Source organism: Halolamina salina, from assembly GCF_042678005.1.
In the GTDB taxonomy this organism is placed as follows: Archaea; Halobacteriota; Halobacteria; order Halobacteriales; family Haloferacaceae; genus Halolamina; species Halolamina salina.
In genome coordinates, this window is the sequence record NZ_JBHUDH010000008.1 from 12265 (window position 1) to 13567 (window position 1303).

2 protein-coding genes are annotated in these 1303 nt (G+C 71.8%); one reads left to right on the top strand and one right to left on the bottom strand.

Going from position 1 to position 1303, the window contains the following annotated elements:
- Positions 1 to 431: sugar phosphate isomerase/epimerase family protein (locus ACFR9S_RS00930; RefSeq protein WP_379817775.1), on the top strand; the 431-nt coding region annotated here is incomplete at its 5' end.
- Between the two features lie 6 nt (positions 432 to 437).
- Here ACFR9S_RS00930 and ACFR9S_RS00935 read toward each other — a convergent pair.
- Positions 438 to 1211 (bottom strand): metallophosphoesterase, encoded by a 774-nt coding sequence (locus tag ACFR9S_RS00935; protein WP_379817777.1) that lies wholly within the window; start codon positions 1209 to 1211, stop codon positions 438 to 440.
- Positions 1212 to 1303 lie beyond the last annotated feature (92 nt).

A 1303-nucleotide genomic window follows, 5' to 3' on the forward strand; every position in this document is an offset into this window, starting at 1 on the left:
GCATCCGGGCCGGCCCCTACGACAACCCCTACGGCGACGCCGAGCGCGGCGTCGAGGTCACGTTCGAGAACCTCGGAAAGCTCGACCGCGGCTACGACCTCGACACCGTGGGCCGGGTCCTCGAGGACTGCGGCGCCGCCTGCTGTTTCGACGTGGGGCACGCGTTCGAGGAGGACGGACAGGCGGCGATCGAGTCGTTCCTCGACGACTACGCCCACCTCGTGACCCACCTCCACGTCCACGACGTTCGTGCCCGCGGCGACACCCACCTCGCGCTCGGCGACGGCGAGATCGACTACGAGCCGGTCGCCGCCGAACTGACCGCGGCGGGGTTCGACGGGACGATCACGATCGAATCGTTCAGCCCCGACCCGGCCCTCTGTGTCCACTCAGCCGACCGGCTCCGGGCGGCGTTCGACCGCGTCGGGTAGCCCGACTCAGACCTCCCGGTACGGGCCGAGCCGCGTCCCGTCGGTCAGGTACGCCTCGCCGCTCGCAAGCGCCTCGGGCAGGAACGGCGCGAGGAACGACTCCCCCTCGACGTTGATCCACGTCCCGCCGGATCGGTCGTTGAACGCGGGGAACACCACCAGCTCCGGGTCGTTCCACGCGAGCTCGTCGGCGTCGTCTCCGAGCGCGTCGAGAAACGGCTCCCGACGCAACGGCCCGCGGAGCCACGCCCGCTCGACCCGGCTCCCGCCGACCTCGTCGGTCAGGCGAACGGACGGGTGTTCGTGGCCCATACAGAGCGTCGACGCCGAGAGCGCCTCGGCGTTCGGCCACGTGTGTCCGTGGACCAGCCCAATCGAGCCGACCCGTGCCCCCTCGGACGGGAGTAACTCGATCCGGTCGGGGAACACGTCGGCGACGCCGCCGTCGTGGTTCCCCGTCGCGAGCGTCAGCGGCACCGAACGGGCGTCGAGCGCGGCGAGCAGTTCCCGAACCTCCTCGGCGTCGGCGTCGTCGGGCTCGGCGATCCGGTGGACCAGATCCCCGAGCACGACCACGCGGTCGGCGCCTGTGCGATCGAGTAGGGAGAGCAGCCGTCGCCGGCGCTTCTCGGCGTTCGAGTCGAGTTCGACGCCGCGCTCGTAGCGCAGGCCGACCTCGATCCCGGCGTGGTAGTCCGCGACCGCGAGCGCCCGCTCGTCGCCCAGGTCGAGCGTCGCCGCCGGCGCGCCGGGGACGGGTTCGACCGCTGGCTCGCCCATCAGATCGCCTTGAGCGTGCCGTCGGTAGGCTCGTAGCACTTCCCGCTCATCATCGCGTCCTGCACCGCGTTCTCGACGGCGCCGGCGTCGAC

Excerpts from the sequence above, each read along its gene's own strand:
- ACFR9S_RS00935 (WP_379817777.1), bottom strand. The coding sequence starts at position 1,211 with ATGGGCGAGCCAGCGGTCGAACCCGTCCCCGGCGCGCCGGCGGCGACG.